This window comes from Sulfitobacter sp. 1A15106, from assembly GCF_043556995.1.
Lineage (GTDB): Bacteria > Pseudomonadota > Alphaproteobacteria > Rhodobacterales > Rhodobacteraceae > Sulfitobacter > Sulfitobacter faviae.
In genome coordinates, this window is record NZ_JBIFFM010000016.1 from 17,305 (window position 1) to 42,128 (window position 24,824).

At 56.3% G+C, this 24,824-nt stretch carries 28 protein-coding genes and 2 pseudogenes; 8 read left to right on the top strand and 22 right to left on the bottom strand.

From position 1 onward, the window contains the following. Position 1: 1 nt before the first annotated feature. Positions 2-877, top strand: a complete 876-nt coding sequence (locus ACGYKA_RS18565; RefSeq protein WP_304951524.1) for a DMT family transporter — start codon at positions 2-4, stop codon at positions 875-877. Positions 878-1,118: 241 nt separating this feature from the next. Here the strand turns inward: ACGYKA_RS18565 and ACGYKA_RS18570 are convergent, their stop codons facing one another. Both ACGYKA_RS18570 and ACGYKA_RS18575 read right to left on the bottom strand, forming a co-directional pair. Then, positions 1,119-2,114, bottom strand: a complete 996-nt coding sequence (locus ACGYKA_RS18570) for an HPP family protein (protein WP_394387862.1) — start codon at positions 2,112-2,114, stop codon at positions 1,119-1,121. Positions 2,115-2,533: 419 nt separating this feature from the next. Further along, complete coding sequence (locus ACGYKA_RS18575) at positions 2,534-3,280, bottom strand: 16S rRNA pseudouridine(516) synthase (RefSeq protein WP_304951522.1); 747 nt, start codon at positions 3,278-3,280, stop codon at positions 2,534-2,536. A 190-nt stretch (positions 3,281-3,470) separates the two neighbouring features. Between ACGYKA_RS18575 and ACGYKA_RS18580 the strand changes: the two genes are divergently transcribed. After that, the gene (locus tag ACGYKA_RS18580; protein WP_304951521.1) at positions 3,471-4,172 is read left to right on the top strand and encodes an IS6 family transposase; all 702 of its coding nucleotides are present in this window, start codon (positions 3,471-3,473) and stop codon (positions 4,170-4,172) included. A 65-nt stretch (positions 4,173-4,237) separates the two neighbouring features. Then, entirely contained in the window at positions 4,238-4,522 is a 285-nt protein-coding gene (locus ACGYKA_RS18585; protein WP_394387863.1) for an OsmC family protein, read from the top strand. A gap of 181 nt (positions 4,523-4,703) precedes the next feature. Here the strand turns inward: ACGYKA_RS18585 and ACGYKA_RS18590 are convergent, their stop codons facing one another. The 8 genes from ACGYKA_RS18590 to ACGYKA_RS18625 form a co-directional block, all read right to left on the bottom strand. Continuing rightward, positions 4,704-5,432: a GNAT family N-acetyltransferase gene (locus ACGYKA_RS18590; RefSeq protein ID WP_394439576.1), complete on the bottom strand. Its 729-nt coding sequence runs from the start codon at positions 5,430-5,432 to the stop codon at positions 4,704-4,706. Then, the gene (menC, locus tag ACGYKA_RS18595) at positions 5,429-6,577 is read right to left on the bottom strand and encodes an o-succinylbenzoate synthase (protein WP_304951519.1); all 1,149 of its coding nucleotides are present in this window, start codon (positions 6,575-6,577) and stop codon (positions 5,429-5,431) included. The genes ACGYKA_RS18590 and menC overlap by 4 nt, the downstream gene beginning before the upstream one ends. 30 nt (positions 6,578-6,607) lie before the next feature. After that, positions 6,608-7,366 (bottom strand): ABC transporter ATP-binding protein, encoded by a 759-nt coding sequence (locus tag ACGYKA_RS18600; RefSeq protein WP_304951518.1) that lies wholly within the window; start codon positions 7,364-7,366, stop codon positions 6,608-6,610. Continuing rightward, the gene (locus ACGYKA_RS18605; RefSeq protein WP_304951517.1) at positions 7,363-8,097 is read right to left on the bottom strand and encodes an ABC transporter permease; all 735 of its coding nucleotides are present in this window, start codon (positions 8,095-8,097) and stop codon (positions 7,363-7,365) included. The genes ACGYKA_RS18600 and ACGYKA_RS18605 overlap by 4 nt, the downstream gene beginning before the upstream one ends. Before the next feature lies 1 nt (position 8,098). After that, positions 8,099-8,806 carry an ABC transporter permease gene (locus ACGYKA_RS18610; RefSeq protein WP_304951516.1) on the bottom strand — a complete coding sequence of 236 codons (708 nt, stop codon included), beginning with the start codon at positions 8,804-8,806 and terminating at the stop codon, positions 8,099-8,101. A gap of 30 nt (positions 8,807-8,836) precedes the next feature. Continuing rightward, positions 8,837-9,622 carry an ABC transporter substrate-binding protein gene (locus ACGYKA_RS18615; RefSeq protein ID WP_304951515.1) on the bottom strand — a complete coding sequence of 262 codons (786 nt, stop codon included), beginning with the start codon at positions 9,620-9,622 and terminating at the stop codon, positions 8,837-8,839. Next, on the bottom strand, positions 9,612-10,538 hold the full coding sequence (locus ACGYKA_RS18620; RefSeq protein ID WP_304951514.1) for a MurR/RpiR family transcriptional regulator: 927 nt from the start codon (positions 10,536-10,538) through the stop codon (positions 9,612-9,614). Before ACGYKA_RS18620 ends, ACGYKA_RS18615 begins: the two co-directional genes overlap by 11 nt. A gap of 196 nt (positions 10,539-10,734) precedes the next feature. Then, the gene (locus ACGYKA_RS18625; RefSeq protein WP_394380203.1) at positions 10,735-10,881 is read right to left on the bottom strand and encodes a hypothetical protein; all 147 of its coding nucleotides are present in this window, start codon (positions 10,879-10,881) and stop codon (positions 10,735-10,737) included. Positions 10,882-11,545: 664 nt separating this feature from the next. Here ACGYKA_RS18625 and ACGYKA_RS18630 point away from each other — a divergent pair. Beyond that, complete coding sequence (locus tag ACGYKA_RS18630) at positions 11,546-12,526, top strand: ABC transporter substrate-binding protein (protein ID WP_394386379.1); 981 nt, start codon at positions 11,546-11,548, stop codon at positions 12,524-12,526. An 86-nt stretch (positions 12,527-12,612) separates the two neighbouring features. On the opposite strand, the gene ACGYKA_RS18635 is transcribed toward ACGYKA_RS18630, so the two are convergent. The 6 genes from ACGYKA_RS18635 to ACGYKA_RS18660 form a co-directional block, all read right to left on the bottom strand. Next, positions 12,613-13,119, bottom strand: coding sequence for a RidA family protein (locus ACGYKA_RS18635; RefSeq protein ID WP_394380208.1), 507 nt, complete (start codon positions 13,117-13,119; stop codon positions 12,613-12,615). Further along, complete coding sequence (locus ACGYKA_RS18640) at positions 13,116-13,646, bottom strand: c-type cytochrome (RefSeq protein WP_394387864.1); 531 nt, start codon at positions 13,644-13,646, stop codon at positions 13,116-13,118. Before ACGYKA_RS18640 ends, ACGYKA_RS18635 begins: the two co-directional genes overlap by 4 nt. Before the next feature lie 4 nt (positions 13,647-13,650). Beyond that, entirely contained in the window at positions 13,651-15,222 is a 1,572-nt protein-coding gene (locus tag ACGYKA_RS18645; protein ID WP_394387865.1) for an NAD(P)/FAD-dependent oxidoreductase, read from the bottom strand. Between the two features lie 240 nt (positions 15,223-15,462). Further along, complete coding sequence (locus ACGYKA_RS18650) at positions 15,463-16,335, bottom strand: LysR substrate-binding domain-containing protein (protein ID WP_394387866.1); 873 nt, start codon at positions 16,333-16,335, stop codon at positions 15,463-15,465. Then, the gene (locus ACGYKA_RS18655) at positions 16,332-17,378 is read right to left on the bottom strand and encodes a YeiH family protein (protein WP_394387867.1); all 1,047 of its coding nucleotides are present in this window, start codon (positions 17,376-17,378) and stop codon (positions 16,332-16,334) included. The genes ACGYKA_RS18650 and ACGYKA_RS18655 overlap by 4 nt, the downstream gene beginning before the upstream one ends. Positions 17,379-17,511: 133 nt before the next feature. Next, positions 17,512-17,964: an Lrp/AsnC family transcriptional regulator gene (locus ACGYKA_RS18660; RefSeq protein ID WP_394387868.1), complete on the bottom strand. Its 453-nt coding sequence runs from the start codon at positions 17,962-17,964 to the stop codon at positions 17,512-17,514. 99 nt (positions 17,965-18,063) lie between these two features. On the opposite strand from ACGYKA_RS18660, the gene ACGYKA_RS18665 reads away from it, so the two are divergent. From ACGYKA_RS18665 to rnk, 3 genes are all read left to right on the top strand, one after another. Beyond that, complete coding sequence (locus ACGYKA_RS18665) at positions 18,064-19,071, top strand: nucleoside recognition domain-containing protein (RefSeq protein ID WP_394387869.1); 1,008 nt, start codon at positions 18,064-18,066, stop codon at positions 19,069-19,071. A 963-nt stretch (positions 19,072-20,034) separates the two neighbouring features. Continuing rightward, positions 20,035-20,361 carry a hypothetical protein gene (locus ACGYKA_RS18670; protein WP_394387870.1) on the top strand — a complete coding sequence of 109 codons (327 nt, stop codon included), beginning with the start codon at positions 20,035-20,037 and terminating at the stop codon, positions 20,359-20,361. A gap of 51 nt (positions 20,362-20,412) precedes the next feature. Beyond that, on the top strand, positions 20,413-20,850 hold the full coding sequence (gene rnk, locus ACGYKA_RS18675) for a nucleoside diphosphate kinase regulator (protein ID WP_394387871.1): 438 nt from the start codon (positions 20,413-20,415) through the stop codon (positions 20,848-20,850). A 61-nt stretch (positions 20,851-20,911) separates the two neighbouring features. Here rnk and ACGYKA_RS18680 read toward each other — a convergent pair whose 3' ends face one another. The 4 genes and pseudogenes from ACGYKA_RS18680 to ACGYKA_RS18695 form a co-directional block, all read right to left on the bottom strand. Further along, the gene (locus ACGYKA_RS18680; RefSeq protein WP_394387872.1) at positions 20,912-21,148 is read right to left on the bottom strand and encodes a transposase; all 237 of its coding nucleotides are present in this window, start codon (positions 21,146-21,148) and stop codon (positions 20,912-20,914) included. 61 nt (positions 21,149-21,209) lie between these two features. Continuing rightward, positions 21,210-21,814, bottom strand: a pseudogene (locus ACGYKA_RS18685) (transposase); the annotation flags it as partial. Between the two features lie 98 nt (positions 21,815-21,912). Then, positions 21,913-22,476, bottom strand: a complete 564-nt coding sequence (locus ACGYKA_RS18690) for a hypothetical protein (protein WP_394387873.1) — start codon at positions 22,474-22,476, stop codon at positions 21,913-21,915. Continuing rightward, positions 22,469-22,738 (bottom strand): hypothetical protein, encoded by a 270-nt coding sequence (locus ACGYKA_RS18695; protein ID WP_394387874.1) that lies wholly within the window; start codon positions 22,736-22,738, stop codon positions 22,469-22,471. Before ACGYKA_RS18695 ends, ACGYKA_RS18690 begins: the two co-directional genes overlap by 8 nt. A gap of 546 nt (positions 22,739-23,284) precedes the next feature. Between ACGYKA_RS18695 and ACGYKA_RS18700 the strand changes: the two are divergent. Beyond that, positions 23,285-23,800 (top strand): annotated as a pseudogene (locus ACGYKA_RS18700) (IS6 family transposase); the annotation flags it as partial. 80 nt (positions 23,801-23,880) lie between these two features. Here the strand turns inward: ACGYKA_RS18700 and otnC are convergent. Both otnC and ACGYKA_RS18710 read right to left on the bottom strand, forming a co-directional pair. Further along, entirely contained in the window at positions 23,881-24,519 is a 639-nt protein-coding gene (gene otnC, locus ACGYKA_RS18705) for a 3-oxo-tetronate 4-phosphate decarboxylase (protein ID WP_271689068.1), read from the bottom strand. Next, a partial coding sequence (locus tag ACGYKA_RS18710; RefSeq protein ID WP_394439580.1) for a nucleotide-binding domain containing protein occupies positions 24,516-24,824 on the bottom strand: 309 nt, incomplete at its 5' end. The genes ACGYKA_RS18710 and otnC, both read right to left, overlap by 4 nt.

The window sequence follows — 24,824 nt, forward strand, 5'->3', positions numbered from 1 at the left end:
TATGCAGGCAACCCGAACGTTTTCTCACTCCGGATCTGGAATCTTTCTCATGTGCGCGGGCATTGCATGCATCGCAATTAACGATGCGTTCGCGAAAGTGCTGACCGAGGGATATGCACCCGTTCAAATCTTGTTCCTGCGTAACATCCTTGCCCTTCCGTTCGCATTGGTCGTGGTTCTTCTCCTGCGAGGTAAAACAGCGGTTAGTTCGCGTCGGCCATTGGCGCATTTGTTGCGGGGTGCATTCTGGACTTGTGCAGCGACGTTCTATTTTACGGGTCTGAAATATCTGAATCTCGCCGAAGCGACCGCCCTGACATTTTCTGCCCCCATCTTCATAATCTCGCTTTCAAGCCTTTTTCTCGGAGAGCACGTCGGCTGGCGACGCGGGACGGCGGTCATCATCGGCTTTGTTGGTGTGCTGATTGTCGTACGGCCAGGAAGTGCTGCTTTTCAGCCGGCGGCGCTTTTCCCGGTCGGAACGGCGCTATTTTATGCTTTACTAATGATCGGATCACGCTGGGTGGACCCACGTGAAAGTGTTTGGACCGTCATGCTTTGGCTCGTCGGCGCAGGCGCGCTGATAAGCGCTCTGTTTGCGCCGTTTTATTGGACGCCAGTCCAATATGAAGATCTCTGGCGGTTCGGGGCGATTGCGGTGTTTGGCACAGCTGGCATGACCCTAATCACTCAGGCTTTTCGTTTCTCTGAAGCCTCTACCGTGGCGAACTTCGAGTATACTGGTCTAATATGGGCTACCCTGTTGGGGTGGCTTATCTGGCGTGAGGTACCTGACCTCGCAACATTTGTCGGGGCTGCGGTCATCGTATTTAGCGGAGCATTTATCGTATACCGCGAAGGTCAGATGAAGGTTTGATCGCCCCGCGGTGCCGTCAACAGGTATGACATCGCTTAAACACGTCGGGCGAAGATGTTCTTTCGCATCAATCCGCACCCCCGTTCTCAGTGACAATCAACACGCGGCGCACAGTAGGCAGGCGCTGCCGGTGGAAGGGCGCGAGAAGTTCGTGCCGCTGCCGGATATCTCCCCTGTGGCGGTCACGCTCGATCCGCGCACGCGGGCGAAGAAAGGACTCCCCTTGCCGGTTTGGATCGGCCTAAGCAGCGACGCGCTCCTTCGACCCTTGCAGCAGCAGTCGCATGATGTCTGTCCGCGTCAGAATGCCGACAAGCTGCGTGCCTCTCACGACGGGGATCACATCACTGCCCTGCTCAGCCAAGCGGTTCAGCAGGACCCCAACCGGCAGGTCATGCGGCACCGCCCTGTTTGCCGAATGCATAACGTCCCCCGCAGTCTGCCGTGCCTGCTGTTTGCGTGACAAGGGGCGGCCTTGCGCGGCTATCATGCCGAGCAGATCAGCCTGTAAGATCATCCCGCGCAGGCTATCCCCAGCGTCGACAACCGGCAGGCTCTTGATCCGATGCTTACGGAGCAACTGCGCCGCTTCCTTGAGGGATGTCTTAGGGCCAACCGTGATCAGATCGCTGGTCATGATATCTGCGCAGGTCGTGCCGTCAAAACGATGCTGCGCCGCTTCGGCCTCGGCGGCGGCAAGAAGACGACCCAGATCGGCCACGCCGAGGTTCGTGGTCTGATTGTAGCGCTCCAGCAATTCGCTAAGCTGGTCCGTCGACAGCCCCAAACGCGGCGGCACTTCATTCGGCTCTTCTTTTGGCAATCGAAACGGATACTTCCGTCCCGTCAGACGGTTATAGGCCGTGGCGCAGAGCACAAGAACCACCGTCGCCGCCCCAAGCGGCACCAAGGTAAACCACGGCCCAGCCTCGCATGCCAACTCGGGGTTGAGTGCGGTCAGCAAGGCTGCCGCCCCGCCCGGCGGATGCAAGGCGCGCAGAAACATCATAGCAGTGATCGCGCTCCCCACCGCGATGCCAACTGACCAAGGACCGGGAATGTACCAAACCGCGATCAAAGCCACCAAAGCAGCGCTGATGTTACCCACTACGGCCGACCAGGGCTGCGCCAAAGGAGAGTTTGGCACGCAAAAAAGCAACACCGCCGTCGCACCTAAAGGGGCCACAAGATAGAAAGATGTCAGTCCAAAGAGCGCACCGAGATAGGCCAGCCCCACACAAACGCTGATACCAATAAGCGCGCCAAGACCCGCCCGCAGCGGCTCGCCCCCGTGGAACCGGGGCAGCGCTGGTTCGAGGTGGTGCCATATCCGCATTTTCACTTCTCCCTAGCCTCTGGCACGCGACGCGCCGGTGCAAAGCCAATAGCCTGCCTATGGCGGTTTGCACGGGAAAACTGAACAGCGCAGCTTAGAAAAAGGGCGTGGCTTCTGAGTTCTCGCGCGAGGAGAGAACAAGATGACTGCGCGATGAGGGGTAAGGCGAATGTCCTGCTCCCTACCTTTCACGGGTTCAGGCGTAATCACCGCGACGATCTATTCGCGCCCAAAACGCGAGAATCAAATCGTGTCCGAATAGCTCGAACGCAGACAGTTCAGACCGCGTGATTCGATCAAAGATACAGGTATCGTCCAGACTAGCTCCGCGATTCTACAAAAACTTTAGAAATGTCATCCGCAGTCACAAGGCGCCACCCCCCTGCAGACAAATCATCGGGCAATGTAAGATCGCCTATAGCTTCACGGTGCAAAGCCGCCACGTGATTTCCCACCGCGGCAAACATACGTCGCACTTGATGATATCGGCCTTCGGTGATGCTCAATCGCGCCTCAGCGGGTGCGATAATGTCGAGCTTGGCCGGATGAAGTGGTGTCTTCTCTCCGGTCAAAAGCAATTCACCCGAGGCGAAAACCTCTGCCTCCTGTCCCTCAAGTGGGCGGGCAAGGGTGACGTGATAGGTCTTTTTGACAGCGCAGTTGGGGCTCGTGATGCGATGTAGCAAATCACCGTCGTCGGTAAGAAGAAGCAGCCCAGAAGTTTCCTTGTCTAGCCGACCTACAGGCGAGAGCATGGGTTTGCGCTTCCGCCATCGCCCTGGCAGAAGATCATAGACCAATGGCCCGTTGTCCTTGCGGGAGCATATATAGCCGACGGGTTTGTTCAGGATCACCACCATGCCTGGCAGCGGATCTAGCGCGGCGCCATTGACGGTCATGCGCTCGGCCAGATCGGGGGGCATGGGAATGCGTTTGGCTACGTTCTTCACGCGCACCCCGTCCAGCCAAATCTGATGCGCATGCGCGAGCTGCGCGATCTGACTGCGCGAGCCATAGCCGAATGAGGACAACAACCTGTCGATCCGGGTGGTCGGAACGTTGGTCATCTGGTCGGACCTCTCTCATCATGCAGCACCGACCTGTTGTGCGGCGGCAAGAATGCAAAAGCAAGCGGCAGGCGAATAACCGGCCGCGCCGTCATGTCGAAGAGTTTTGTCAAACCGGTTCTCGCAATGGTGTTGTCACGTTAACGAGCCTTAGGTTGCTGGTGCATTGATCTGGGCGTAGGCGGTGTCGATGCAGGCATTGAAAATCAGCTACAAGCGCCATCGGTTTCCACCTCAGATCATTGCTCATGTTGGCTGGCTCTACGCCCGGTTCAACTTGAGCCTGCGCGAGGTCGAGGAGTTGATGCTGGAACGTGGCGTGGACGTTTCGTATGAAACGATCCGGCGCTGGATCGTCAAGTTCGGCCCGCTGATCGCCCACGTTCTACGGCGACGGCAGCCGCGCCCCGGCGATGTCTGGCATCTGGACGAAGTCGTCGTGAAGATCGCGAAGCAGTCATACTGGCTCTGGCTCGCCGTCGATCAACACGGTGTCGTTCTTGAGGAAATCCTTCAACCGAGGCGAGACAAGCGCGCCGCAAAGCGGCTTTTGATCAAGCTAATGAAACGTTGGAGCTTCGTGCCCAAAAGGATCATTTCGGACAAATTGCGATCCTATGGTGCTGCAAAACGTGAAGTCGCGCCCGGCCTTGATCATTGGTCCCACAAGGGGCTCAATAACCGTGCAGAAAACAGCCATCTCCCTTTTCGAAAACGAGAGCAGGTGATGCAGGGTTTCCGATCGCCTGGTAGCTTACAACGCTTCGTCTCGATGCAATCTGAAACCCGTAATTCCTTCTCCGTACCAGGCCGCCGTCGTTCCGCTCTCATCATCCGCTACCATCGGCTAGAAGCATTCGAGGCGTGGAAATCTGCTGCAAACGTCGCCTAATCAACGATCGGCATGCCAACTTGCAAGCTCGGCGAGTTAACGTGACAACACCTACTGGATGCATCATGACCCAAATCAGGGCTTTCGCGAAGCGTATGGACGTGAAAATCGATGATCTCTCGGTAAACGCAGAAGCCAATTGGCAGTGGACGCCCACGGGCCGCATTTATGAGACTGCACCTAAGTCTTTCCATCTTGACGTCCTGCTAGAAAGCTCGTCACCTTTGAAAGATCAAATCGCGTTGATCCAGGCAGCTAGGAAGGGTTGCTTCGTCGAGCAAACGTTGGGCCGAGCCAACTCTATCACTCATCGTATCAGAACTGATACGGGTTTAATGCCCGTTGATTGATATGCGTTCTTTCGCACCAAAATATTGACCGGGGGTCGTGCCGCTTTCGCCAACCGGATCGACACGACCCTAGTCAGTGTAAGTTCTCTGGTATCTTACAATCGTTGGAGGTGAAGCAGGCTGACGACTTGCTAACGGAAACTCCGCTACCTTGCATCGATGATGACCATGGTCGGGGAGATCAAGCTCCAGTAAGAATGTATGCGCTGATGGTAGGGTTAAAGCCGGTAATTAGGTAGCCTTTGTTAAAGGCAGCTGTCATCTCATCACGCACTCTTTGTCTTTCGGAAATTGCCAGATCAAGATCATTTAAAAGAAGATCGTCGACGTTCTGTGGGATTTTAAGGTGAAGTGAATCTGTCGGGTTCTCATTCTCGCCGCCAATTTCTTTGGCGAGCCGTTTTACTCGTGTCTCCTCTAATAACCAGTCCGCCACTATACGGTCCGAGGTCACGCCAGCATTGATGCCCTCCATTTTGCCGTAATAGTCGGGCAGGTAGACTTTGGCCGTCGCTCCGAGCCGCGCGATGTTAAGATTGGCATTGATGCGGCGCAGGGGGTCGAAGGTCCAACGGACGGAAGTAATCCCGCGCGCCAGACACCAATCGCGTTGATACCATTTCAGCCGCGCGCCCAGCCCCATCCCCCGGCTGTCGGGGTGGACGGCGAGGCGGTGAGAATGCTGAACCTGCGGATCCTTGGTGGGAAACCCAAAGAGAAACCCGAGCATCCGCCCTTCGACAAAGGCACCGGCTACCAATCCGCCTTCGTGCTGGATCGCAAGCATCAGGTCGGAATTGTCCGCTGGATCATCCGCGCCCCAAACGGTGCGCTGGAACTCCTCAGCGCGTTTGAGTTCCGCCACGCCGTTGAGTTCACGCAGCTCAACTTCGGTATTCATGGCAATCATGGGCGGATCATCTCACTATGGCTGGTGACAGTTTTTATATAGTCCCGATCAAGAGTGACCCCGATCCCCGCGCCGTTGTTTGGCACTGGCATCTCGCCATTGGCAGCCTCAAGTGGCTCGTTCACGATGTCGCGTTTAAAATAGCGGCTAGCGCTGGATGTATCCCCCGGTTTGGTGAAATTCGCGAGGGTGGCGAGGTGGATGTTATGCGCCCGGCCAATCCCGGCCTCCAGCATCCCGCCACACCATACCGGCGCGCCGAAGGAGGCGCTGACGTCATGGATCGCACGGGCAGCGGCAAAACCGCCAACGCGGCCAACCTTGATGTTGATGACCCGCGCCGCCCGCATCTCAAGCGCCTTGCGTGCGTCGACGGCGCTGCGGATGCTCTCATCAAGGCAGATCGCCGTGTTCAGCGCTGCCTGCACCTGCGCGTGGTCGTGGATGTCGTCAAAGGCCAGTGGCTGTTCGATATAGTCGAGGTCGAATTCGTCGAACTGCCGCAGCAAGGCGAGGTCTTCCAGCCCGTAATCGGTATTGGCGTCGACCGTCAGCTTGATGTCGGGGTAGCGCGCGCGCACGGCGTCGAGCAGCGCTAGGTCATGGCCCTTGGCGATCTTCAGCTTAGTGCGTTTGTAACCCGCTGCCTGCGCTTCCGCGATGCGGTCCAACGTCACGTCAATGCTGCCGATGCCGATGCTGACACCCACATCCACCGCACCGCGCACCCCGCCGAGTGCCGCCTTAAGCGGAAGCCCGAGGCTCTTTGACCAAAGATCCCAAAACGCCATTTCTAACACCGCTTTGGCCATCCGATTGCCGCGCCACGGGGCGAGAATTGGCTCCAACTCATAGGGCGACGCGAAGCGCTTGCCGACGATCCGCGGCAGAAGGACATCGCGCAGAAAGGCCATAGCGGCGGGGATTGTCTCTTCGAGGTAGTCGGGTATTTGGTCCATCACCGCTTCGGCGATGCCCTCGATCCCCTCGCCTTTAAGCACCAGCAGCGGGAAGGTCTTGTCGGTCAAAGTTTGGTTGGAGATCACGAAAGGGGTGATCAGCGGCAGGCTGACGATGTGCAGCTCGGCCGCTTCGATCATGATGCCGCCGCCGGTAAATGTGGGGTTTATATTGTGCTGTGACATGGAAACTCGCTGGATCAAATGGGCAGGGCGTTACTTCACATTCGCGATGAAACGCTGAAAGACTTCGGTTTGCGGATTGGTGAACATCTGCTCAGGGCTGCCGCGCTCGGCGATGCGGCCCTCGTGCAGGAACACGACATCGGAGGAAATATCGCGGGCGAATGCCATCTCATGGGTGACGACGATCATCGTGCGCCCCTCGGCGGCGAGCGATTGCATGACCTTTAGCACCTCGCCCACCAATTCGGGGTCAAGCGCGCTGGTCGGCTCATCGAACAAGATCGCATCCGGCTCCATCGCCAGCGCCCGCGCAATGGCCACGCGCTGCTGCTGGCCACCGGACAGCTGGGAAGGATACATGTCCATCCGGTCCTGTAGTCCGACCCGCTGCAAGAGTGCTTGGGCAGCGGTGCGAGCGATCGCTTTGGGCGTGCCTTTCACTTGCACCGGGCCTTCCATCACGTTGTCCAAGGCGGTGCGGTGGCTCCACAGGTTGAACTGTTGAAACACCATGCCCAAGCGGCTGCGCACCGTTTCGATATGACGGGCGTTCAGGGGCTTGCCATCGCGCACCTGAATTTCTTCCCCATGCACGGTGACCGTGCCAGAAGTCGGGGTCTCGAGGAAATTCAGACAGCGCAGAAAGGTGCTTTTGCCAGAGCCGGATGAGCCGAGGATCGAGATCACATCGCCCTCTCGCGCTTCGAGCGAGATGCCCTTGAGCACCTCCACAGCGCCGAAGGATTTGCAGATATCTTCGGCTTTCAGGATAATGTCGGCCTCGCTCATGGCTTTGGTCCTTCCGGAGGGGAGAGAATAGATCGGCCCGTGTTGCGCGGACCGATGTGACGGCTCAGACGTGTCTCGCCCTGTCTCCAGAGCAGCACAAAGATCGCGGTGATGCAGAGGTAAATCAGCGCGGCCCAGAGATAGATCGAGAAGTCGAATGTGCGCGAGAAGATCTGCCGCGTGCGGCCCATGATGTCGAAGACGGTGACAACGCTGGCCAGTGCGCTGGCCTTCATGAGCAGGATGATCTCATTGCCGAGCGCCGGCCACGCAATGCGGTATGCATGGGGGAAAGTCACCCGGCGGAGGATTTGAAGGCGGGTCATGCCGATAGCCTTGGCGGCCTCAATTTCTCCGCGTGCTACGCCCATGATGCCGCCGCGCAAGATCTCTGTCTGATAGGCTGTCGAGTTCAGCGCAAAGGCCAGGAGCGCACAGTTGAACGGATCACGGAAAAACCCCCAAAGGCCCCAGTCCTGCAAAAAGGGGCGGAACTGGCCGGAGCCGTAGTAGATCAGAAAGAGCTGCCCCAAGATCGGCGTGCCGCGCATGAAGGAGATATAGAGCCGCAGGGGAGCCTGCGCGACAGGGTGTGTATTGGCGCGGATCAGCGCAAGGCCGGGGGAGAAGAGCGCCGCGAAGAAGGCGCCCAGAAAAGTTAGCTTGAGTGTCATCAAAGTGCCATCAAGCAGGCGTGGCCAATATTCCACGACGATGTCAAACGGGTTCATCTCAGACCCTCCGGATGCCGCGATTGGCGCCGCGTTCCATACGGGCCAGCACCACTTCCGACAGGACGCAGAGCGCCCAGTAGATCAGACAGGCCAGCAGGTAGAAGGTGAAGGGCTGTTTGGTCACACCCACAGCTACTTTGGTCATGCGCATCAGGTCGTCCAGTGCGATGATTGACACCAGCGCTGTGTCTTTCAGCATGTTGATCCATAGGTTCCCAAGGCCGGGTAGGGCAAATCGCCAGACCTGCGGTAGGCGGATACGAAAGAAGATTTTGCGCGGCGACATGCCGATCGCTCGGCCCGCTTCCATCTGGCCCTCGTCGAGCGATTGAAAAGCGCCGCGCAGCACTTCGCCCGCAAAGGCGCCAAAGACCATGGCAAGCGCTGTCACCCCGGCGGCAAAGGGGCTGAACTCAATGTTGGTGCCGCCCGGATCCCACCAGACAGCCAGTTTGTTCAGCAAAAGCCCGACACCATTGTAGACTACGAAGAGCGTTAGGATCTCCGGCAGGCCGCGCATGATTGTGGTGTAGCCAAAGCCAATGGCCCGCAGCCCCGCATGGCGCGACATGGAGGCAAAGGCCGCAACAAAGCCGATCAGCAGACCGATGGGAAGCGTCACGATGGCAAGCTGCATCGTGATCGCCAAACCCGCGAGGATTTCATCCCCCCAGCCGGCATCGCCGTAAGAGAGCAACTCAAACATACAGGATTTCCAATTGGGGGGAGGCTTTCATCATTTCATCGTGTAAACGTCGATGTTGAAATACTTGTCGTTGATGGTTTTATAAGTTCCATCAGCGCGCATTTCGGCCAAGGCGGCGTTCAGCTTTTCACGCAACTCGTCGTCTTCCTGGCGCAGCGCGATGCCCACGCCTTCACCGACAAAGGCCGGGTCGGTGATCGGCTCGCCGGCCAATTCGCAACAAGCGCCGTCTTCGGTTTTGGTTGTCCAGTCCAACATCGGCAGCATGTCACCGACCTGCATATCGATCCGTCCGCTTGCCATGTCGAGGTTAACTTCATCCTGCGTTGGATAAAGCCGCACATCCGCATCCGGGTAGGTTGCTTCGATATAGTCGGCCTGCGTGGTGCCGGACTGTGCGCCGATGACCTTGTCGGCAAGGGCTTCATTGGTAAATTCAGTGATGTCAGACCCTTTTGGCACAACATTCGTCATCGCGGCGAGGTAGTAAGGGTCCGTGAAAGCCACCTGCTTCTTACGCTCTTCTGTGATGAACATCGACGCGATGATGAAGTCGTATTTGTTCGCCAGTAGCCCCGGAATGATCCCATCCCAATCCTGCGCAACGACTTCGCATTCTTCGCCGATCCGCTTGCAAAGTTCCTGACCGATCTCGACATCGAAACCGGCGATTTTGCCGTCAGCTTCAATGTAGTTAAACGGGGGGTAGGCGCCTTCAGTCCCCAAGCGCAGGGCCTCGGCAAAAGCGCCGGTAGAAAGGCTGGCGGCAACGGCCAGCGTCGAAAGCGCCGTGGCCAGTTTGAGTTTAGCTGTCATCGTGTTCACTCCTGTTGGGTTTTTCGGTGTCGTTTGTCCGTTTGGCCCCCTGGCGTGCAGGGCGGTCAACATGGCCGGTAAAGCGACCATAGAGATCGGCGATCCGGTTGAGCCTGCCCTCCACCTCGGACCCAAGCTGTAAAAAGACGCTGTGGATCAACAGGTTAGACAGGTTTGCCATCTGGGCTGTCGAATCCCAGAATTGATTGAACTGCGTGGGCACCGCGAAAACCTGATCCGCCGCGTCATGGCCCCAGTCGCAAAAGACATCCGTGATCAGCGTCACCGTCACGCCCGCCGCGCGGGCCTCTTCGGCAAGGCTTTTGGCCAGAACCGAATAGCGTCGAGCTTCAAAGATCACGAGATGGGCGGGGTGGTCGGTCAGCAAGACTTCGGCGAAGTTCCCGCCTGCGAGATCCAGTAATGTGACCCCGCCGCGCAGATATTGCATTTGGTTGGCGAAATACTGGGCGAGGCCACGTTCTGTCTGAAAACCGACGACGAAGACATGCGGGGACTTCGACAAACGTTCCGCTTCTTGGTGCCATTCGGAACTGTTTGCCAACTCATAGATGCCGACAAGCGCTGCGATTTCGAGCTGCAGCCCTTGATTAAGTTGCGCACTGTCCACACCGCCATCCTTGCGCATCTCTTGCAGGCGATCGGACATCAGCCATGGGTCATCTCCCATATCGTGCTTCAAATGGTCCTTTAGGTCGCGAAAGCTATTGTATCCGATCGACCGGCAGAACCGCCCAACCGTTGCTTCGCTGACCTTTACCGAGCGAGCAATGCTCGCGCCGGTCTCGAATGGGAGGCCGGCCCAAGAATCCAACATGTAACGCGCCAAAAGGCGGTCTGCTTTGGAGCCGTGTTCTAGAGCTTCTTCGAGCTGTGATTTGATCGAACGCTGCAACGGGTGGCTCCAAAGTAGTGCTGAAAGCAAACTGAAATATAAATTTCATGTTGTCAATGATGAAAGAAATTATGCATTTTGCGCCCTGAGGGCTCAATTTCCGGCAGCGTGACATTAGAAAGCTTCACGCCGGATACCGTTACGGCGATGACCCGTTGAACAGTCAGTGGTAATCGAGCCGAACGATCTCGGTGTGTTAGATCGGCTTGAGGCGAAACGACACAACAGGTTCTTCAACCGGCGGTAAGCTGACGTCAGTCATGTCATCGTCGAACGGCGGTTTCTTTTTCCCAGTGCGGATCACCATCATCGTGAAAAACTTGGCAACATTTTTCCGTGTCATACAGGTTTAGCATCAGAACGACGTCAGCTTGGCCAGTGAGGACATAGGCTTGGATGCCATTAATAGACAGCTTGAGTGTCCAAAATTTAAGGAAGCACGAGCTGACCACTACAACACATGCCTAAATTTTAGGCGCTTCTTATTTGGCTTTAAAAACAACGCTGGACTAAGGTTACTAACAGTTTGATCCCCACTTATAGTGGATAAACTGAACGTAGCATAAAATTCGCGGCGGCCTGCAACTAGTGCAGGCCGCCGCAGTTCAGTCTTGTGACGGGGAGGAGGTCACCGGACAGATGGACATTTTTTTGCCCATGTTTAAGAGATAGGTATGGTCTGCGGGAAAGCAAACTCTCAGTTGTCCCGGAAAGCCTGAAGACTTGCGAGATGACCAATCGGTGTAGGGCTATGGCCCCTTAGCCGACCAGTTCTAAAGCGCCTCGCCCCCCAAGCGCACAATGTTGTCGGCCCCTTCATGCTACAGAAGGTCTACATTGACTATAGAAATGGCGCTTGATCGGGGCGGATAGCAGTTCTTTGAAAGCTCAATGGAATTATGCTTAAACCCAACCGTGCCACAGAACGAAAATGGTCAGAGAGCGGCCCTGTCGAGGGTTTGCGTGCCACCTGCCAGGAACGTGTAGACAAACGGGAGAACACTAAAATGAAAAATCTGAAACTCTGGCTTTCAGCCGCAGCGATCGCGACCACCGCGCCCAATATCGCGGCTGCCGAATGCGGAGAGGTCAGCATCACCGAGATGACGTTCTCGTCTGCAATTATCACGACAGAGATTGCATCATTCCTGATGGAACAGGGCTACGGTTGCACCGTCACCCGGGTACCGTCTGATACAATTCCCGCCCTTACATCACTTGCTGAAAACAATGAGCCGGATATTGTGACCGAACTTTGGGTCAACTCTGCAGGCAGCGCTTACGAAAAGCTCAAGCAGGATGACGTGATCCAGGACATGACACAGGTGTTGCAGCCAGGCGGGCTCGAGGCTTGGTGGATCCCCACCTATCTTGCAGAAGAGCATCCAGAACTTAAAACGATCCAAGGCATCTTGGACAACCCTGAGCTTGTAGGGAACCGTTTCAACAACTGTCCTACAGGAGGATGGGTCTGTAGCACGATTAATCGCAATATTGCGCGCGCATATGGTTTTGAAGAAGCGGGCATTGAAGTGTTTGATCACGGGGGCGGCGAAACCTTAGCCGCGTCCCTTGCCTCAGCATATGAAGCCAAAGAGCCATGGTTTGGGTATTATTGGGAGCCTACGGCGCTTATGGGGCGCTTTGACATGACCATGGTTGATATCGGGGGTGTAGACCTCGCTGCTCACAAAGCCAACTTAAACGCTGATGTCGCAGACCCAAAGCCAAGCGCCTATCCTCCCAGTTTGGTGTACACGGTTGCGACTACGGACTTTATCGATGAGTACCCGGAGGTCGCTAAGTTGATGAGCAATATTAGCTTCGAGACCTCCGAAATGAGCGCGCTGTTGGCTTGGAAGGACGAGAACAACGCGTCTACGGAAGAAGCCGCTGTGCATTTTTTATTGAATAATAAGGATGTTTGGCGCGACTGGCTCAACGAAGACGCGCGCCGGAAGCTATCCGCAGTCTTGGAAGATAATTGAGGGTCAGCTACTAGCGATCCGTTCAAAATAAGCGACGGCCGATACGGGCCGCCGCTTTACCTTCTCTCAGAAGGTACAACTGGTATTCAAGAACCCTGTCTTACAGCCACTACCTCAATCTCTACCAGCCATGCGGGGTTTGCTAATCCTGCGACCTCAAAGACCGACCGAGTAGGGAGCTCAGGCTGTTCTTCGGTACCAAAGTACTGAGTGTAACCCTCCATAAAGCCTTGGAAATCCATCCCATCGCTACCCTCGGGGGCAACAAGGTAGGCCTGCATTTTGATGACGTCCCCCATATCAAGGTCGAGCCCGGCAAGCTTTTTCTCAATTGAAGCGAGAACACTGGCGGTTTGGGTTGCCGTATCGCCGAAATATTCAGGAGAGCCCTTCTCGGCCGCCTCATCGGCGACCGTCGGCACGGTGCCGCTAAGGTAAACCAAGGTTGCATCCGCGGGCACTTCCACAGCTTGCAAGATCGGGAAGTCTGAATCCGGCAAACCATGGCGAACAACTTCTGAGCCTTGAGCGTATACGCTCGTGGTCATAAGTGCTGCGACAGCGGCGAGGGGGGCGATAAATTTGCGGATCATTCGTGTTCCTCCGTGTTCTGATTTACGGGTTCAGCCGGCCGGGCGTCGGCCACGGCGTCGAGCGTACCATCGGCCTCATAGTCATTGCCAATGTTGGTTTGAATATAGTCAGTGATAGCCAACACTTGTTGGTCATCGAGAAAATGCCCAAGGCTTGGCATCGCAGCTTGGCCATTGATGATGATGTAGGTCGCATAGCCGGCATATTCGAGGTTGGGGTTGCCACTAAGAGCAGGGTACTTCCCAGCCCCGATGGCCCCTGACCCGTCAGCCATATGACAGCCAGAGCAGAGCGTTTGGTACAACTCTTCGCCATCTTCGCTGACATATTCCTCGACCCATTCACCGCCATCCGCCATAGCGGTTATGTCACGCTCTTGTGGACGGGCTTCGCCTTCGGGAGAGGTCTCGCCGGTTTCAGGCGCCGTGGCTTGCGCCGCGCGCGTGTTTGCGTCGTTGTCTTGGGCATAGAGCGGCAGAGCGCCGAGAATGCCTACGATCGTCGCTGAGAAAAATATCTGTCGCATGGCTTCACCCGTTGATTACTTTGTCATGGAGGCGCGAGATCGCATCAAGCGAGGAGAGGATCGCCCCTTCTTGCCACGCAGGCAGGTATGAAAGGTGCTCCCCGGCGCAGACGACGCGATTGTCGATCTTGATGGCGTCCTCGTAATTGTCGCGATTTTCCCAAACGCCCGAGCATCCAAGAACCCATGGCACCTTGTGCCACACAACGCTAACGCCGGTCTTAAACTCATCCCGATACTGAGGGTGGATTTTGGCACCCTGTCTTACCGCCCATTCCAAGCGCTCTTCAGGCTGCATTGCGTTGAACTTGTAGGAGTTCTCTCCGCGCCATGTATAACCGCCCAGCAACACGGCCGGTCCATCGGAGAAATAGCCTGTCGAGGGGTAGCTGATCTGACCAATGGCGAGATCGGTATAGCTGATACCGCCGTAGATATCTTCATCCTCTTCCCAGAAGCGACGTTTGAACTCGAGGCCCCACTTCGTCGATCCATTATAATACATCGAACTGATCGCATTGGACAAATCACCCGAGAGATTGTGGTCGATCTGCCCGAGAATGGAGAAAGGAATGGTACAGACACAATAGTCCGCTTTGCTGGTCTGCTGGCCTCCACCGGCCGTGTCTTCCCATGTCACCGTCACACCATTTTCGTCCTGCTGTAGCGAAACAACTTTGGCGTTATAGGTAATGAGATCTCCAACCTCGCGCTCGAACCCTTTGGCGATACCATCCATCCCGCCTACCGGCTGAAACATGGGTGCTTGGTGATCCACTGTCTCATGCGTGGCGAGATATTCCCAGAGGCGCGACTGCAGCACCTCCTGCGGGTTAAGCAGATCCGAAGCTTCAGGTGCTGCCCCGACACCGCCGCCCGGCTGCTTTGCGTAACCCCGGTAGTGACTGGTGTCCAAGCTCTTCACGTATTCATTCTGCTCGCTCAATACGCCGAAGGCCCGCAGGCTTTCCAGTAGGACTTCTCGGTCCTGCGCGGTGACTAGCTCATCGAGTCTTCCCTGATTTACGGCCTTAGCCAACAACTCCGAGATATGTCCGCGATAGTCGGTTTTGATGTCTTTCAGACGCTGCGGCTTACCGCCATAGGCGTCCGAACGATGAAGATAAGAATTATAGTTCAGTTGGATAAATGGCTCGAGAGGCACTTTAAGCCGCTTACAGTAGTCTAAAACGGCATGGTGGTTATGAGGTAGGCGCCATGGGCCAGGGTTGATGTAATTGCCTTCGGCGAAATCGACGTTCTGGGTCGCGCCGCCAAGTTCCGTATAGCTGTCGCCCGAGCGCAGGGTCCAACATCGTCCGCCCGCCTTCTCACGGAACTCTAGCACTTCGACCTCATAGCCGGCTGCCCGCATTTCATAGGCGGCGGTGAGCCCGGCCAAGCCGGCGCCGAGAACCAGCACCTTCGCTCCCTGCGGATCTCCGTCTAATTTAATAGGTCCGCTATAATCAGAGGGTGCTGCAAAACCCATTGAAGTCATGGCATGATACATAGCGGCACTGCCTGCGGCAGTTCCGATCATCGTTAGAAGATTGCGGCGTGTGATTTCACTCATGGAGCCCCCTCGTCGTAAAAACGATAAGCGCTCTCGATCACTGCGACACGAGCGCGCTAGTTCACGAATTAAGTAATTCTACAGAGCCAACCGTTCGCAAAGGTGCAGGGTTCCAAGTAATCAGGTTTTCTTTTTCTGAATGCCGTAAAAAATCCTTCTATCTGATTCTCCGAGAGCATTTCGAGCGTGCAGCGTCGTGGGTAACTAAAAGCGCGAGACCACTTCTGGAACGGTGCGATTTCAGAGAAGGTCAAGAAATCTCTGCTCGGCCAGGGAAAGATGTCGTTCCTTATGGCGCAAGACATAGAACGGGCGCTGCGGTAGCTTGAAATCCACTGAAACTAGCCGGTTTGCATTGACCGCCGGGCCGACGACGAGGGTCGACAAAATCGCAGCGCCAGCTCCAGCTTCTACTGCCACGCAAAGCGCTTCGTTCGATGGCAGCTCAAACGCGACTTCCACATCTTCGGTGCTTAACCCCTGATCCATGAGGACCTTCTCGCAAGCCGACCGGGTACCGGAGCCTAGCTCTCGCATCACCCACGGACTTGTCTTCAGGTCTTCGGCATCAGAAGGCGGGCAATGTTGCCAAGCATGCCCCGGGGCCACGACGAGCGCCAGTTGATCCCCCTGCAAAATTTGGCTGATAAGTGCCGCATCTGTGATCTCCCCCTCGACGAAGCCGAGGTCAATGGTGGCGTCATGGACCATCTGGGCCACAAGGGTGGAGTTACCAACTGCGAGCTCAAGTGCAATGCCCGGGTGTTGCTCTCGAAAGCGCTGCATCAAAGGTGGCAACCAGTAGTTTGCGATTGTCTGGCTGGCGCCCAAACGCAGGGTGCCACGCTTCATTCCGGCGAGATCATCCAGCAAACGGTTTGCCTGTTCAGCGCGCGCCACAACGGCGCGGGCTTCGCTCAGAAACAGCTTGCCTGCGTCCGTCAGAACAACACGCCTCCCAACCCGGTCAAACAGACGAACAGCGTGGCGCTCCTCCAGCGCTGCCACTGCAGCACTGGTCGCGCTTTGGGTCAGGTTAAGATAGGCCGCCGCCTGGGTGACATGCTCACGTTCAGCGACAGCGATAAAAATTCTAAGTTGTTCAAGCGTCATGTCAGTAGAAGAACCAGACCGAGGCTGAAAACGGAAATGAAAACCCAAGCGCCAGCCCCCAATAGCGCGGGTCGGATACCTGCGGCTGCCAGTTTGCGCATGTCCGTTTCTAGCCCCATTGCCGCGAGAGCCATGGCGAGCAGAAATTGCGTGATGCCGGATGTGTAGGGCGCTGTGGCCTCGGGCACCCAGCCGGTGCTGGCCAGCCCGACCATGGCAACAAACCCGAATACGAACCATGGCAGCGGTGTCTCTGCGCGGTTCGCCGCGCCACCAGCGCTGAGCCGTTTGCGGGCAGCAAGAAAGCCAAGGCCCAGCACAACGGGCGCCAGCATCATGACACGTGTTAGCTTCGCAATGGTACCGAATTCGCCAGCTTCCTGTCCGCGCGCATAGGCAGCGGCGACGACCTGCGCCACTTCATGGATCGACGCGCCGGTCCACAAGCCGTAGGCCTGCGGCCCCATGTTAAACAGGCCGGCAATCACAGGCATCAGTATCATGGAGAGCGAGCCGAAGATCGTCACACAGGCTACGGCATAGGCCACATCCTCATCATGGGCGCGGGTCACGGTATTTGTGGCAATCACGGCAGAAGCACCGCAGATCGAGCTGCCAGAAGCGATCAACTGCGTTAGCCTTGCATCCACCTTCAACACCCGTCCTAACCAAGTAGTAAAGGCGAATGTGGCCAACAGCGTGGCAATGATAAGCGCAACGCCGAGACCGCCCACGGCGATGACCTGCTGAACGGTCAGTTGTAGCCCAAGCAACACGATACCGGTGCGTAAGATACGTTTGAGGCTGAAGGCGACACCAGCCTTCGCAATTGCGGGCGTCCCGATCAGGTTGTGAAAGGCCATGCCGATTAGAATTGCCAAGATGAGTGGGCTAATCTGATGGACCCCGGGTAAGTGGCGCAGGCCGAATGCAAGCGCCGCAATCAACCCGGCAAGGAAAAGGCCAGGGAACACACTGTGCGCTTTCGTCGTTTGCTGCCGCCTCAGCCCAACGCCACCTTCGTGGATGCTGAAATATGCCATGTAAAGTCCCCTCGTGATTGTTGCAGGGGTATCGTTAGGTGGGCCGCAAATATAATAAAAACTGTTTGTCTGAGTAGAAACCATCGATTTTGCCGAATGGTCAGGCCGCGGTGACAACAATAGGCGGGCGCAGTCAAATCCGAACAGCGGTTTCTTCTTTCGCAGTGCGGATCACCATCATCGTGAAAAACCTGGCAACATTGGTCTGATCCCGGAACAACCTATCGCAAAGCGCGTCGAATTCTTCCATGTCGTGCAGATTTAGCATCAGAACGACGTCGGTCTCGCCCGTAACGGCATAAGCTTGGGATACGGCGTCCTCTGCCACCGCGAGGTCTAGAAAGCGGCGCATGTGCTGTTCGCCATGAAGTTTGAGTTCGACAGTGACCAGCGCCTTTAGTGGTCGTCCCGTTTTCGCAGGGTTCAGGATCGCGACAATGCGGTCGATGATCCCGGTCTTGTGCAGCCGTCGAACCCGCCGAAGGCAGCTAGAGGGAGACAATCCGACCTCTTCTGCCACGCTGACGTTTGACCGTGACGCATCACGCTGCAAAAGGTTCAAAATCTTTCCGTCGAGTTGATCCATGTGTCAGCTTTTCGGTCGGTCCAATTTGCAATAATATTGCACAAGAATGCAATATTTGACCACATATGCGTTATGGGACGCAGTAGAAGGGCCAGGATCATGTTATGGGAATTTTTTTTGATGCCGATCTTCCGCGCCGCTTACCTTAAGACTTTAGAAGCACTGGAAATATACTGGGTGCTACTCCGAGTTATGGTTCCGATCACAATCATCACGGAACTGCTGTCACGCATGGGGGTGATTGAGGCGATCGCTCCTACATTCGCGCCTTTGATGAGCCTTGTCGGGCTGCCCCCCGAGCTTGGTTTGGCATGGCTGAGCGGGATGCTGGTCGGCATCTGGGGGGCGGTCCCTCTGCTCTTTGTTCTTGTCCCGATGGACAGCTTGAGTGTGGCGGATGTGACAGTATTCTCGGCTTTGCTTCTTTTTGCGCACGCTCTGCCGATTGAGCAGAAGATCATTCAGCAGGCCGGGCCTCGAATGCTAACAACCACGGCTCTGCGCATCTTCGGCGGGCTGCTTTATGCCTTCTTGTTGCACAATTTTCTGATTGTCACTGGCTGGCTTTCTGAGCCGGTGAACCCTGCCTGGATTCCGATGAACGCGACTCCGGATTGGGTCGGCTTTTTCATAGGTCTTCTTGAGGCGATGGTTGCCATGTTCTTCATCCTCCTCGCGTTAACTTGGGGTCTTGAGATACTGAAGGTCACAGGCATCCTTGAGCTCGTTATGAAAGGACTCGCGCCTTTGTTGCAGTTGGCCGGAATACGCGGTGAGGCAGGGCATTTGACGGCGGTCGGCCTTTTCTTGGGGATTTCTTATGGCGGAGGCCTCCTCATTCGGGAAGCACGGTCGGGCTCGGTCTCGCCCCGCCAGATCTTCATCTCATGTGTGTTCATGGGGTTTGCACATAGTGTCATCGAGGATACCCTGATTATGGTCGCCATTGGTGCGGACCTTAGTGCCGTGCTCGGGGGGCGGGTCATTTTTGCGGTTGTTGCGACTGCTGCAATTGCGTGGCTCGTTCGGAACGTTTCAGACAGTGCTTTTGCGAGATGGGCATTCAGAACGTCAGGCTCGCATTCAGCTGTCCAGCAAGGAGCGTAGTGATGACTGCCGTTTCTGCGGAGTTAGCCGGCGATTAGCCTCCTGGCTTATCCTCAAAAGGGGCGAGCGAGCTTCAAAGGAGCGATACAAATGAGAAAGGCCATATGGCTGATTGTAGGTGTGGTCGGATTGGGAGGCGCAATGGCCTCCTGCTCCAATAGCCAACGTCTCCTTTGCTTTAACCCAACCGGTTATTGTGGGAGCAGTAGCACGCCAGATCCCGATCGCATCGGAGGTCCTGCTTGGTTTCTCTGGCAGTCGAGCGCCGAGGAACGAATGGCCTATTACCGAAAGGAATGCGCGACCGGTAGTTTGCTGATGGTATCCGATGATGTGACGACATGTGCCCTAAAGCGGATAAAATCCCAGACCCATTCAAATTGCGTTCAGTATTACCTGCCTCCAACCAGACCGAAGGATGCGGCAGAGGAAGCAGAGCGAGACAGGCGTTTTGAAAGCTGTAAGGGGGAGGTTTTGGGGCAGCACGGATTATAAAGAACCACCATGAATACTCAAAATTGTTTGTCCAGCCGTTTGGGTTCCAGGGCGGCATTGGGTTCCCGCTCTTCATACATTTTACAGTTCCCTATTGTAGTGAAGAATTGGCACTTCGTTTGTGAACCCACCATAGAAGTCAGATAGGTATAGCACGCCCACCGAGAGCGTTGACAATCTAAACTCCCAGGGTACGCTTGCTCTATGGTTACGCATGAAAATCATTTCCGGTTTCTGCTTCTGAACCGCCCCCATCCCCGGGGGGCGTACGCTTAAGCGTATCTAAAACCCCCGGGGCCATCTCAAACCTTTCATTGAGACAGCGATCTTTTCTGGGGGACCATCATGTACATCACTAATTCGAAGTATATGCCTACAGGCATTGCCTATCGACCATCTTTCAAATGCCTACCGCTCAAAGGCAGGGTCCAACTGACACGCGCTGACCGGATCGGAGTTGAGCGCTTGTTGAGTCTTGGGCTTACGGAGGAATGCCCGAACCCGACGCTGATCGAGGGTTTTCTGCGACACAAGCTGCGCATGGCGCGGCCCGCGCCCGAACTCACGCCAGCCAACCTCGTCGTGGCAGGCCGGCTTGTTTCCTTTATGGTCAACGGCGGCAAGGCGCGCAGCGGCATGCTGACTTTGGTGCCCGGCGACGATGCAGGATGCATCTCCGTGACGTCCTTCTTGGGGGCGACCATGCTGGGCATGCAAAAGCTGCAGAAAGCCCCTCTGCTGCGCGAAGACGGCTGGATCGACACGCTTGTCGTGCTGGACGTCTGTGGCGCTTAAACGCGCAGGACCTCGGGCGTCTCAAACTTATCAATTCCGAAGGAGTTTTCCATGTCCATCCTATCCAAACCAAGTAGACCCGCCCGTAAGCCCAAGATTGTGCTTAGTAGCACCCGGCTGGCCGAGCTGGAAGCTCTGTCCGAAGGGATGATGCGCCGTAATCCGGAGTTGGCTGAACAACTGGTCGAAGAACTGGGGCGCGCGCGAATTATTACTCCGCAGCGTCTGCGTGCTGATGTCGTCGACCTAGGACGCGAGGTGAAATATCATGACGCGGCAACTGGCAAAGACCATATAGTCACTTTGGTCCTACCACAGGACGCCGACATCTTTAAGGGTCTCGTTTCGGTCATAACCCCCATCGGCATCGCGCTCATCGGCCTGGCAGAAGGCGCTGTGTTTCATTGGGAAACACGCGACGGGCAACGGCGTGAGTTAAAGATCCTTAAGGTTGCACCCGTCGAGGAAGAGACCTTGCAAAGTGTCTAATATGAGAGAGCCAAACATAAGGGTGCGTCAAAACCATGCGCAGCCCGTGCGCGCAGTTCCCTTAGATAAGGTGTTCCGTTCTTCGTCTTTCCCATGACCCAGTATCCTTACTTCTGGGTCTCCGGCAAACAAGGGGCGGTTCAGTTTCGATGTCTTCGAGTTCCAACTCATATTGGGCTGGGTCAATCTTCTCGGATTTCGACTTAAAGAGCGCCTTCTTCAAGGAAGCGATCAATGCCTCAAGCCGCGCTTCGAAAATATTCGGGTTTATCAGAAAATTTTTTGAAAGAAACCCCAAGCAAACGAAGAAGGGCGGCGATTTTTATCGCCGCCCGTGTCCTGCAGCTCGAAATACCGCATGCATCTGCCAAGGCCTTTTCCATTGCCTTCAGCCGCGTGATTTCCTGCCGGATACGGCCATAACGACGGACGAGATGGGCGACCTTTTTCAGTCCGTGCCTCGCCCTCCTCCTGGCTGTCGATACGGACAATCTTGTTGATATAGCGCTCAACGTCGGTCTCAAGATGCGCCAGGAGGAAGGTGATCTTGTTCTTCGTGAAGTTGCGATCGCGGTTGTTCACCGCCTTGCATTTGGCTCACCGTCGATAGCAACGCAATTGCCCTTCAGCACTCCGACCGCCGGCACAGCTCCACGAACTGCGCGCAGGTTCTACAGATCGCTGGCCAGTTGTCGCGCCGGAAATTGGCGATGGTCTTGTGGTCGGTCACCAGGCGGCCGCTCAGCCACATCAGCTCGACATTGCGACCCCTTCGCACTCCAGCCTGCGGCGGGACGGGATGCGGTTCAGATAGCCATAGACGAAGAGCTTCTGCAAGAACAGACGGGTGGTACGGGCCTGTGCAGCAGGGTAAGACGGCCCGATCGTGTCGGCCGAAGCCCCACGCGGCACCACCCAGATGATCCGGGCACACGCCGAGCTCCAAGCGGGGCGGTGATCGGATCGCCTCTTATAGACAAGAAACAAAAATTGTCTCTAAGCCACCGCGTCCGGGCGCTCTCTCAAGAATGAAGAAGGCCGACCCCAGGGGCCGGCCCTTTCTCATGGACGCAGGAGGACGGGCTCTTCCTTCTCCGACCGCGGCGATCGTTCAATTGTCGCTGGATCAATCTCGCACATCGTCAGCTGTGCATTCACCTTTCGTGCGGCCATTCCAGCCCGGAACCACTTCGACGCTTCAGCAATGTTCATCCGCGCGCGCCTCTGGCCTTTTTTCGGCTTCGAGGCCTCCATCACGGCGGCGGCCATCTCATCGATGCGGTATAGCCCACCAGAGACCGGCAGTGGCATCTTGCGCTGTTGAAGGGCCTGACGCTTGACCTCCAGCTTCTCCGCCACGTCGGCCAAGCTGACCAGGTCAGGGCGAACCTCGCGCAGGACAGTGCCTTGCGGCAGCGCCTTGATCAATGCCCGCGCGGTATCGAGGATCACGACCTCTGCGTCGTCCCCTTCAACCTCCAGCTCCACGCCGACCAGGCCAGCCTGGCCTGTGCCCACAAGGGCATCTTCAAAGCCGGCCTCGAAGACGGCGTCGGACAGGGCAAATGCGTCGTGCTCTCCTTCGGGGAGCGCGAAGACCAATTCGAATTCGAATTCTTCAGCCATCGGCTTTCCCTTTGTCCTTTTTCTCAAGCCTCACGCAGGACAGGGCCTTCTGCCTGACCTTCTTCGCGTGCTGCTGCGGGTTCTTGGGTGTGGACCACACCGACATGTTGCAGAACGTGCCGCAGCGGCACTCCTTATCGTTGGCAGGACAGCGGAGAATTCCCCATACGTGCCCTTTGCCTTCAATCAGATTCCATCCGAGAGCTTCCAGCTCCTGGACGACAGCCTCGATTTCCTTCGAAGTGTGCTTCTTTCTTGGCACTGAAGATACTCCCCCCCCTCTTAAATTGTCAACCGACAAGTTAGAAGGCCGACAAAAACGTCGCTCCAGATCGCAGTCAGGCTCCAGTACGTCCCACAGCGGTTCACGGGCAGGCCATTGGCGCTATCATCGATTCCGTAAAGGGATACCGGACGGAAGTCTCAGACATCAACGCCCATCGGACCGTTTAAAATGCTGCGGCCTGAATGAATGGCCGGTCGGGGTAAGCCGCTCTGCAGCGTTGGGCCTGCGGGCGAATGTCCGGAGAGGGCCGATGGTGCCGCGATGATAGTATGGGCCGCAAGCTGTCATTTCGGGACTGTTGCATTAACGAAGCCACTTGGCGACGATCATGATTTGGAGGTCGAGCATGCCACGTAAATCACCGTTCAAGCGCCATCGCTTTCCCCGGGAGATCATTCTCTGCGCTATTCGTTGGTATCTGCGATATCCGTTGTCCTACCAAGATGTTGTTGATCTCCTGCGGTCGATCGATCAACAGTCTTCCGCTGGGTCCAGAAGTTCTCGCCTGAACTAACGAAGCGGACTGAGAGGCATCTGCGTCGCGCAAGCGTCGATTGGCACGTTGACGAAACCTACATTCGGGTCGGTGGCAAATGGCGCTATCTCTGGCGCGCCATTGATGCAAACGGTCAAATGGTTGATTTCCGCCTCACCGCCCGGCGGGATGCAAAAGCAGCAAAGGCCTTTCTCAACAAGGCGATCGAGCGCGTGAGACTTCATCGGCCGGTCACCATTGTCACAGACAAAGCCCCGACCTACCGGCGCGTCATCCGCGAGATCAATCATCTATATGACCCGCATTTTGACAGCATCCGGCACATCGACCGAAAGTGGCGCAACAACCTGATCGAAAGCGATCATGCGGCCACCAAACGGCTCCTCGGATACCACCAGAGCTTTCGTTCCTTGCGAACCGCCAGAACGACGCTGAGCGGCATCGAGACCATCCGAACGATCAAGCGAGGTCACATCCACTACAAGCAGCCGGGCGTTCGAGGGGAGATCCAGTTCATCAGCGAACTGTTCGCGGACGCATAATCCAAGGCTCTTCCCTACGCATTCATGGCCTTCGCAAATTAACGCAACAGTCCCGTTCGGAGCACTGCTCGATCGCCGCATCAGGTTTGCGTGGGAAACCGCCGCTGTAGATCCGCAACCTGTTCAGCTGTGAGGGGCCGCGTTTCCATCGCTTGGAGTGCGAGGAATAGTTTTGCGGTCTCCTCCAGCTCCTCGGTTGCATAGACCGCGTCGGACAGCGATTTCGCCGATACAACTGGTCCGTGGTTCGCCAGCAGAACAGCATGATGGTCCGAAGCCATTTCGCCGACTGCTTTTGCCAGTTCGATATCCCCCGGAGCGAAATAGGGAATGAGGGGGAGCTTGCCGACACGCATGACGTAATAGGCCGTTAGCGGCGGAAGAACATCCTTATGGTCAATGCATTTCAGGCAGCTTACGGCGACAGAATGGGTCGAGTGTAAATGCACGATGGCCGATGCGCCGGAGCGTTTTGCATACATCGCCATATGTAAGAACGCTTCTTTGGTGGGGGCGTCACCTGAAATGTGGCGGCCGTCGGGGTCTAACAATGACAGGCGCGCTGGATCGAGGTCTCCCATGGAGGAGCCTGTTGGGGTCATCAGCCAACCGTCGTCGACCCGTACACTGATGTTCCCAGAGGAGCCAAAGCTCAGCCCCCGGTTATAGAGCGACGCTGCACGGCGCACGATGTCTTCTCTGATTTTCGCATCACTCATGGCAGCACCTTCAAGGCATCTTCGAAAAAGCTGGGTTGACCAAAATTTCCAGACTTCAGCGCTAATGTTAAGGGCCGGTCCAATGCTTGGGTCCACGGCACGCCCGGCGCGATCTCGGGGCCAATCTCAAGCGTTTTGATTTGAAGGGCCGAGACAACCGCGCCGGAAGTTTCTCCTCCTGCGACCACCACTCGATGAAAGCCCGCCTCGGTAAGGCGCAGAGCAAGGGCGCTTAGAGTGTCTTCCATCATTTGCCCAGAGGCGGCCACGCCGTAGCGTTTCTGGATACCGGCCACTTCTTCTGG

Bases quoted from the DNA above. Each gene is read 5' to 3' on its own strand.
- ACGYKA_RS18645 (WP_394387865.1), bottom strand. From the start codon at position 15,222: ATGAGTGAAATCACACGCCGCAATCTTCTAACGATGATCGGAACTGCC.
- ACGYKA_RS18605 (WP_304951517.1), bottom strand. From the start codon at position 8,097: ATGAACCCGTTTGACATCGTCGTGGAATATTGGCCACGCCTGCTTGAT.
- ACGYKA_RS18630 (WP_394386379.1), top strand. From the start codon at position 11,546: ATGAAAAATCTGAAACTCTGGCTTTCAGCCGCAGCGATCGCGACCACC.
- ACGYKA_RS18575 (WP_304951522.1), bottom strand. From the start codon at position 3,280: ATGACCAACGTTCCGACCACCCGGATCGACAGGTTGTTGTCCTCATTC.
- ACGYKA_RS18650 (WP_394387866.1), bottom strand. From the start codon at position 16,335: ATGACGCTTGAACAACTTAGAATTTTTATCGCTGTCGCTGAACGTGAG.
- ACGYKA_RS18635 (WP_394380208.1), bottom strand. From the start codon at position 13,119: ATGATCCGCAAATTTATCGCCCCCCTCGCCGCTGTCGCAGCACTTATG.
- ACGYKA_RS18580 (WP_304951521.1), top strand. From the start codon at position 3,471: ATGCAGGCATTGAAAATCAGCTACAAGCGCCATCGGTTTCCACCTCAG.
- ACGYKA_RS18655 (WP_394387867.1), bottom strand. From the start codon at position 17,378: ATGGCATATTTCAGCATCCACGAAGGTGGCGTTGGGCTGAGGCGGCAG.
- ACGYKA_RS18640 (WP_394387864.1), bottom strand. From the start codon at position 13,646: ATGCGACAGATATTTTTCTCAGCGACGATCGTAGGCATTCTCGGCGCT.
- ACGYKA_RS18665 (WP_394387869.1), top strand. From the start codon at position 18,064: ATGTTATGGGAATTTTTTTTGATGCCGATCTTCCGCGCCGCTTACCTT.
- ACGYKA_RS18590 (WP_394439576.1), bottom strand. From the start codon at position 5,432: ATGATTGCCATGAATACCGAAGTTGAGCTGCGTGAACTCAACGGCGTG.
- ACGYKA_RS18610 (WP_304951516.1), bottom strand. From the start codon at position 8,806: ATGTTTGAGTTGCTCTCTTACGGCGATGCCGGCTGGGGGGATGAAATC.
- ACGYKA_RS18585 (WP_394387863.1), top strand. From the start codon at position 4,238: ATGACCCAAATCAGGGCTTTCGCGAAGCGTATGGACGTGAAAATCGAT.
- ACGYKA_RS18615 (WP_304951515.1), bottom strand. From the start codon at position 9,622: ATGACAGCTAAACTCAAACTGGCCACGGCGCTTTCGACGCTGGCCGTT.
- ACGYKA_RS18565 (WP_304951524.1), top strand. From the start codon at position 2: ATGCAGGCAACCCGAACGTTTTCTCACTCCGGATCTGGAATCTTTCTC.
- rnk (WP_394387871.1), top strand. From the start codon at position 20,413: ATGTCCATCCTATCCAAACCAAGTAGACCCGCCCGTAAGCCCAAGATT.
- otnC (WP_271689068.1), bottom strand. From the start codon at position 24,519: ATGAGTGATGCGAAAATCAGAGAAGACATCGTGCGCCGTGCAGCGTCG.
- menC (WP_304951519.1), bottom strand. From the start codon at position 6,577: ATGTCACAGCACAATATAAACCCCACATTTACCGGCGGCGGCATCATG.
- ACGYKA_RS18660 (WP_394387868.1), bottom strand. From the start codon at position 17,964: ATGGATCAACTCGACGGAAAGATTTTGAACCTTTTGCAGCGTGATGCG.
- ACGYKA_RS18690 (WP_394387873.1), bottom strand. From the start codon at position 22,476: ATGGCTGAAGAATTCGAATTCGAATTGGTCTTCGCGCTCCCCGAAGGA.
- ACGYKA_RS18625 (WP_394380203.1), bottom strand. From the start codon at position 10,881: ATGACACGGAAAAATGTTGCCAAGTTTTTCACGATGATGGTGATCCGC.
- ACGYKA_RS18600 (WP_304951518.1), bottom strand. From the start codon at position 7,366: ATGAGCGAGGCCGACATTATCCTGAAAGCCGAAGATATCTGCAAATCC.